Source organism: Rhodococcus sp. IEGM 1370 (assembly GCF_033142325.1).
Taxonomy (GTDB): domain Bacteria; phylum Actinomycetota; class Actinomycetes; order Mycobacteriales; family Mycobacteriaceae; genus Rhodococcoides.
This window is the reverse complement of record NZ_JAWLRY010000001.1, coordinates 572,284-580,675: the sequence shown is the minus strand read 5'-3', so window position 1 is coordinate 580,675 and position 8,392 is coordinate 572,284. Positions and strand designations below refer to the sequence as shown.

Here is an 8,392-nt window from a genome sequence, read left to right as displayed (position 1 = left end):
GGACAGAGGTACCGAACCGAATGCGGGACGATGCCGGAAGTGTCGGCACGTCGAGTTCGAGCTCTCCTGTCACGGGCGTGGGCTCGGCTCCTCTAGCGTTCGCCCTCCTCTGATCTCAGCGCATCGAATGCGTCGAGAAAGTCGGGATCGGCCAACGCACGAAGGGACGGTGCAGCCAATACGGCACCGAGAGGGACGGGCTTGTTCGACTGCGAACCCACCACCTTCGACAGCGCCATCGCGTCGAGAGAGGTGCCACCCAACTCGAAGAAGTTGTCGTCGATCGTTACACCGTCGACGTTCAACAGTCGTGCCACTGCATCGACGATGCGGGCGTCGGTCGCGGGAGTGGATCGGTGTGACGACAGCTCCCCAGCGGCAGCCGCACCACGGGAGGAGGTAGACCACGGCCGCACCGCCACCGGTCGAATGTCGGCAAGGACTGCGTCGAGCGACCTGTCACCCTCGTGCGCGAACACGGACAGAATGTTCTCCAGCGACTCCAGCAGACCGAGAGCCTCCCCGGCCTCGACGACATCGTCCATGTACTCGAGTCGAATGTGTAGCTGCGCTCCGGCACTGATCCTCAGAACCACCGGGTAGTGGGTGGACTCGGCAAAGGACATTCCGAGAACCTGCAAGCCGTCGATCGACGCAGCGTTCTCTGCGATGGCCGACTCGTCGACGGGATACGACTCGAACACCGTGAGGCTGTCGAACCGCGCGCCCTTCCCGACCCGCTGCGTGATCTCGCTCAAACCCAGATGATGGTGCTCGAGTAGGTCGACCTGCTCGCGTTGCAACCTGCCGAGGAAGGACTCGACAGTCTCGGCACGATCCAGTCGCACTCGCACCGGAACCGTGTTGATGAACAGGCCCACCATCTGCTCGATCCCGTCGATACCGGTGGGGCGCCCGGAGACCGTTGCGCCGAAGACCACATCGTCGCGTTGCAGCGTTCGGGCGAGCAACAATGCCCATGCTGCTTGAGTGAGGGTGTTCATCGTGACCTCGACTCGTCTCGCAGTATCGGCGAGCGCCTCGGACAGAACTGGGCCGATCACCCGATCCTGCGCACGTGCCCATCCACGGACTGCAGGCTCGACCACCTCGGCCAGAAGAGATGGCTCGGCCACCCCGTCGAGGGCACGGGCCCACGCGTCCAGTGACTGCGTCGTGTCCACCCTGCTCAACCACGCCAGGTACGACCGGTAGTCCTTGGCGCGAGGCAGAAGACTGTCGTCTCCGCGCAGTGCATACAGGGCGAGCAACTCCTGCAACAGGATCGGCATGGACCAACCGTCGAGGATGATGTGGTGGTCCGTCACGACCAACCGGAAATCGTCGTCCGACAAGCGCACCACCGTGAAACGCAGCAGAGGATCCGCTTCCAGATCGAACCGGCTGATCTTGTCCTGCGCCACGATCTCGGCGAGTCCGGACTGTCGATCGGTGTCGGCGAGGTTCGACAGATCGAATTCGATCCAACCCACATCGTCGCGAGCACGGACGAGCTGCGCGGACCGGCCGGATTTCGTCCGAACGAATGCCGTGCGGAGGCTGGAATGCCTCGACACGACTGCCCGCGCAGCAGCGAGCAGTCGCGCGGTATCGAGTTCTCCGCCCAGCGTCATCACGACCTGCGGCATGTACACATCGACATCGAATTCGGCCGCCAGATGGTGAAACTGAAGACCCTGCTGGAGGGGGGTCAGTGGCCAGATGTCGACGATGTCGTCGTAACGGCCCTCCCATTCCTCGATCTCCGACTGGGTGACATCGGCGAGCGGAACGTCGAGAGGTGTCAGGCCACCCGCCGTCGGCGTCTCGGCATGACGCGCCAACGATGTCAGCGCCGACACCCAGTGACCGGCCAATTCTTCGGTCTCGGCGAGGCCGAGTACGCCCGATGCGTACGCGAAGCTCGCAGTCAATTGCTCACCGTCGTCACCGCTCACCACCATCGCGTTCACATCGACGACGGCCACGGCAGCCAGATCGTCCGCTGCCGCATCGATGTCGCCCATATCCGTTGCGGGAAGCCAACCGAGGCCGGTGGCCTCGGCCACCTCGGCGGCAGCACCCACCCGCCCGAGATAGTTGAAACTCACTTGTGGGTCGGCGTTCAGCAGAGCCGATGCAGTCGAGCCACCCATGTAGCGGAGCAGACCGAACCCGATTCCCTTGTTCGGGATCGCAGCCAACTGTTCCTTGACCACTTTCACAGCCGAACCAGCACTCGGGCCGGCGGCATATGCATCCGCGACGTCGATGCCCGACAGATCCAGCGATACCGGGAAGACCGTGGTGAACCATCCGACGGTGCGGGACAAGTCGGCACCGGGAACGACGTCTTCCTCTCGACCGTGCCCTTCCAACAGAACAAGCGCCGACGAGCTGTCGATTCCACGCGCTCGACGCCATTGCGTCAGAGCCATGGCGAGAGCAGCCAGGAGTGCGTCGTTCACCCCACCTCGGAAGATGGCGGGGATACGAGTGAGCAAGGCTTCGGTCACTCCCGACGACAGGGTCACGGATACGGACTCCATCGTCGATCGTCTGTCGATCGCGGGATCGAATGCACGACGTCCGAGTAGCGGATCCGGAGTTTTCATGACCGACTGCCAGTACTCGAGTTCGGCGAGGCGCGCTTCGGACTCCGCTACCCGCTTCAATTCGTGCGCCCACGTTCGCATCGACGTTCCCACCGGAGTCAACGAGATGGGTACCCCGGACGAGAACTGCGCCCATGCCGTCACGAAGTCCGGAATCACGATTCGCCAGGACACCCCGTCGACGATCAGGTGGTGAGCGACCATGATGATGCGGCCGGACCGGCTCGGACCGAAATCGATCCACACGAATCGCAGCACTCGTCCGGAGACGGGATCCAGTGAAGACAGCACCTCGTCCAGCGCGGTCGAGCCCGCCGCGGTGACGGCAGCCTGCGGTGCGTCGGGTGCCAGTTCGACTCGATGTATCAGCGCGTCGATATCCACGGAACCGGATGCTGCGACCGAGATGCCGCGTTCTGGACCCTCCACCGTCATTCGGGCGCGCAGCATGTCGTGATGATCGACCACTGCTGCGATGGTCGTCACGATTCCGGAGCGCTCGATCCCGACCGGCAGCTCCATCGCGAGTGACTGAGTGAAGCGCCCGAAATCCGACCCTCGCTCCAGCATCGATTCCACGATCGGTGTCATCGGCATCGTTCCGATACCGCCGCCGTCGACCTCGGCCAGAACGACGGCGTCGGCGGATGACGACCGCGTCGTGAGCTCCGCAAGTCGACCCACGGTCTTGGCCTCGAACACGTCACGCGGGCGGAACACAAGTCCCCGGGCTTTGGCCCGTGAGGTGAGTTGGATCGACATGATGCTGTCGCCACCGAGTGCGAAGAACGAGTCCTCGACTCCCACGCGTTCCAGACCGAGAACTCCCGCGAAGAGTTCGGCGATGAGTGTTTCGACTTCGGTGCTCGGCGCACGGTATCGAGCGGTGGTCACCGGACCCGGCGCAGGCAGTGCTCGTCGGTCCAGCTTTCCGCTGGCGTTCGTCGGCAACTCGTCGAGAATCACGAAGGTAGCGGGAATCATGTATTCCGGCAGAGCGGACGCCGCCTCGCGCCGCAGTACCGCCTCGTCGACAACCTGTCCTTCTCGGGCCACCAGGTAGCCGATCAGCGCGTTGTCGACAACAGACACCGCTGCCGCCGCCACGAAAGGTGCTGAGCGAAGCACACTTTCGATCTCCCCCAGTTCCACGCGCAGCCCTCTGAGCTTGATCTGTGCGTCACTTCTACCGACGTAGACCAGCGATCCGTCTCGCTGGCGCCGGACGAGGTCGCCGGTTCTATACAGGCGGGAGCCGGCGTCAGCGAACGGATCTGCGACGAACCGCTCGGCAGTCAACGAGGCCCGAGATGCGTAACCGCGGGCCAACTGGTCGCCGGCCACGTACAGCTCACCGACAACGGCAATCGGCAATTCGTTCAAGCCGTCGTCGAGGACGTGCAGCCGAGTATTGTGCACCGGAGTGCCGATGGGGACGACGGACAGGTCCGAGGATGTGTGCGGCGAGTGCGTGACCTGGACCGCGGTTTCGGTCGGCCCGTACACATTGTGCACGTGTGCCCCGCTCAACTCGGTGAACCGGGACGCCGATGTCGCGTCCAATTGCTCTCCGCCGACAAGCACCGCGCGCAGCGGGGTGAGCTGCTCCGCTTCGGCGAACTCGAGCATCAGCGCCAGCACCGAGGGAACGAACTGAGCTATCGTAACCTGTTCCGTAGCAATCACTTCGGACATGTAGCGAGGATCGCGATGCCCATCCGGGCGCGCCGACACCAGACGAGCCCCCACCCGTAGAGGCAACAACAATTCCCATACCGACGCATCGAAGCCGACCGGCGTCTTCTGAAGAATCGCATCCGTCGAATTCACGCCGAACTCCGTCGCCAACCAGTCGAGCTGGTTCACGATCGCGCGGTGTGAAACGGATACACCCTTCGGCCGACCCGTCGAACCCGATGTGAAGATCGTGTACGCGATGTTCTCGGGCCGCAGCGGACCCGTTCGCTCGTCGGGTCGCACGGCACCGGTATCCCCGGTACCGACAGCGAAGGCGCTCATCATGGCAATCGACGATCGATCGGCGGCTCTTCCGACTACCGGATCGGTTGTGGCGTCGAAGATCAGGACGGGATGCGCGACGTCGAGAACGTAGCGAACCCGATCCTCCGGCCACTCCGGATCGAGAGGAACATACGCCGCGCCGGCGATCAGAGTCGCGTAGATGGCGGTCAACATGTCCACCGACCGCGTGCCCACCACTGCGACGGCAGTTTCCGGCCCGACTCCCCGCGAGATCAACTGGCGTGCCGCCTCGTTCACCCGTCCGGCGAAGTCTCGATAACTGATCGTGAGACCGCCGAAGGTGACCGCGGGAGCATCGGGCGTGGCGGTGGCACACCGATCGAAGCCTGCCTCGAACGTCTCCTCCGACCTCGGTCGTGAGGTTCTGTTCCACTGCATGACCGCCGCCCGCTCGTCTGCACTCGTGAGATCGAGATCGCGAACGCGTACAGCGGGGTCGGCGACCACGAGTTCGAGTGTCCGCTGGAAGCGATCCGCGAACCCCTCGACGGTCGATCGGTCGAACAGGTCCGTCGAATACACGAACGTCCCGCCGATTCCCTCGCGGCCCTCGCCGGACGGAACCAGTGTCAACGCCAGATCGAAGTTCGCCGTGATCGAATCGACGTCCACCGCCGCGAGCGTCAGATTCGGTAGCTCGAACGCGATGGGGTCCAGGTTCTGCAGCGTCAGCATCACCTGGAACAGCGGGCTGTGTGAGGTTGCACGCGGTGGATCCAAGATCTCTACCAACCGCTCGAACGGCACGTCCGCGTGGCCGAAGGCGTCGAGAGTGGCTGTCCTGGCACCGGCGAGAACCTCGGCGGCAGTCAGGTCGGAATCGACGTTGTTCCGCAGCACCAGAGTGTTGACGAACATTCCGACGAGATCGTCGAGGGCTTCCTCACCGCGCCCCGCAACAGCGGTCCCGATCGCGATGTCCGACATCCCACTCGTCTTGGCGAGCACGATGGCCAAGGCCGCCTGCATCACCATGAAGAGGCTGGATTCCCGGCCCCGCGCCAGTGCCTCGATCGCGTGGGCCAACTCCGCATCGATGACGAACGACAACGCCGCTCCAGCGGTCGTCGACTGCGACGGCCTCGGCCTGTCGGTCGGCAATTCCAGCAGTTCCGGCAGACCGTCGAGCCGGTTCTTCCAGTACTCGACCTGTTGGGCGATGACGGACTCCGGGTCGTCCTCGCTACCGAGCACGGCACGCTGCCACAGCGCGAAATCCGCATACTGGATATCGAGCAGCGGCAATCCTTCCGACGATCCGCTCAACCGACCTGCGTACGCAATCATGATGTCTCGGGTCAGGGGACCGATGGAGAAGCCGTCGACGGCAATGTGATGTGCATTGATCGCCAGCACCGCATCCTCCGGGGCGATCTGGAACAGAGCAGCACGAAAGGGAACCTCTGCCGTGACATCGAAGGCAGCAGAGGCGAATTCGGTGACGCTCCCGATCAGATCGACCTCGGCGACGGTGCGCAGATCGAGCAATCCCGATGAATCCGAACGGGGAAGGATCAGCTGATAACCGGTGCCGTCACTCTCGGGATACATGGTTCGGAGGACTTCGTGTCGGTCCACGACATCGGAGATCGCACCCCGGAGAACCTCGCGATCGAGACCACCGGTCAACCGGATCGCAATGGGGATGTTGTACGCGAGCGAGGCATTGTCGAACCGATTGAGGAACCACATTCTCTGCTGTGCATAGGACAAAGGGATGCGATCGGGCCGAGACATCGCCCTCAGCGCGACGCGCTGACCGCTCTCGAGTTCGTCGACATGCGCCGCCAACCCCGCCACCGTCGACTGCTCGAACACCGCTTTGGCACCGAATTCGACATCGAGGGACGCACCGATCCGAGAAACCAGGCGGGTAGCGGACAGTGAGTTGCCACCCAGATCGAAGAAGTCGTCGTCGAGGCCCACGCGCTCGAGGCCCAGAATCTCCGAGAAGACCTGCGCGACTGCGATTTCGGAGTCACTCTCCGGTGCTCGGTATTCCCGAACCGTGAACTCGGGCTGCGGAAGTCGCGCACGATCCAGTTTGCCCGAGGGCGTCAGGGGAATGTCGTCGATCACCATGATCGAGGACGGAATCATGTGCTTGGGCAGCGAAACAGCAACGAAGGCAACGATATCCGCCGGATCCGCATGGGCACCCTCTTCGGGGCGAACGTACGAAACAAGATCGACGTCACCGTTAGCACCGACAACATCGATCGTGACCGCGAACGAGACGGACGGGTGGGCCGTCAGCGCGGTATCGATTTCGCCGAGTTCGATCCGAAAGCCCCGCACCTTGACCTGATGGTCGTTGCGAGAGACGTATTCCACCGACCCGGACGAGTCCCGGCGCACGATGTCGCCCGTCCTGTACATGCGGGTTCCACTGTCCACGAAAGGATTCGCAACGAACCGACCCGCGCTCAGCGACGGCTTACCTCGGTATCCGCGGGCCAGTCCGAGGCCGGAAAGATAAAGCTCGCCCGCTACCCCGTTCGGAACCGGACGCAACCGGCGATCCAACACGTGCGCATTCGTTCCCGGTATCGGAGATCCGATCGAGATCGGATCTCCCGGCGACAGCGCGGTGGAGATGTTGCTCACCACAGTGCTTTCGGTCGGGCCGTACGCATCGAAGAACTGCCGTCCAGGCGCCCACCTGCCCACCAACTCCGGCGGACAGCTCTCTCCACCGACGACGACCACCTCGATCGAGTCGAGGCCGGCCGGGTCGACCGACGCCAACGCCGCCGGAGTCACGAAAGCGTGCGTCACCCGACCGTCACGAAGAACGTCGGCAAGTTCCTGGCCCCCGAACACGTACGTCGGAACGATGATCATCGTCGAGCCGGCAATGACAGCCATGAACAGTTCGAGTATCGACGCGTCGAAGCTCGGCGAGGCGAAGTGCAGGGTCCGCGAGGCCGGGGTCAGGCCGAATCGACTGCGTTGTTCTGCGGCAAATGCGGCCAGGCCGGTGTGGCTGACCACAACACCCTTGGGGACACCCGTCGACCCCGAGGTGTAGATGAGGTACGCGGGATTGTCCGCACGAAGAGTGGATTTCCTGTCCGAGACCGCGATCTTCTCGTCCGACACCAACAGAAGCTGTGCCTCGAATGCAGTGTCGTCCAGAACGATCCATCGAACCGAGGTCGGCAACTGCCCTACGAAAGCGCGGGTGGTGATCCCGATTCGGGCACCGGAGTCGGTCAGCATATGTTGCACGCGATCCGCTGGGTACGTGGGATCGACAGGAACGAAAGCAGCCCCGGACTTCGCGACGGACCACACGGCCGTCACCGATTCCACCGACCGGGTGAGGGCAATCGCGACGATGTCTTCCGGGCCGACGCCTTCGGATACGAGAACTCGCGCAATCCGAGACGACCGGCGGTCGAGTTGCTCGTACGACAGGCTGCTGTCGCCCTCGATCACGGCCGTCTGCTTCGGGTCGATCTCGACGGCTGCCGTCAGGATCTGCGGGAGGAGTGGAGTGGTGTTGCGGCGGGCGCGCCGTGGCCGAGGACGCCGCGCGGCGCGGCCGTCCGATGGCCCAGGACTCGTGCCGTCCGACGTGTGATCGCGGCTCATACGTCTCGAACCATGTAGAACGCGCCTCCAATGTTTCCCAGTGCCTGAAGCACTTCCTCGGTTGCTCCTCTGTTCGGTACCCGACCTTGCGGTCGTGGTCGGGCCGACGGATCGGCTCGACCAGCCGGTCACGGAGC

At 63.6% G+C, this 8,392-nt stretch carries 1 protein-coding gene; it reads right to left on the bottom strand.

Translation table 11 applies throughout. The annotated features are described in order from the left end of the window. Positions 1-92: 92 nt before the first annotated feature. Positions 93-8,255, bottom strand: coding sequence for a non-ribosomal peptide synthetase (locus R4P47_RS02600; RefSeq protein WP_317784017.1), 8,163 nt, complete (start codon positions 8,253-8,255; stop codon positions 93-95). Between the last annotated feature and the right edge of the window lie 137 nt (positions 8,256-8,392).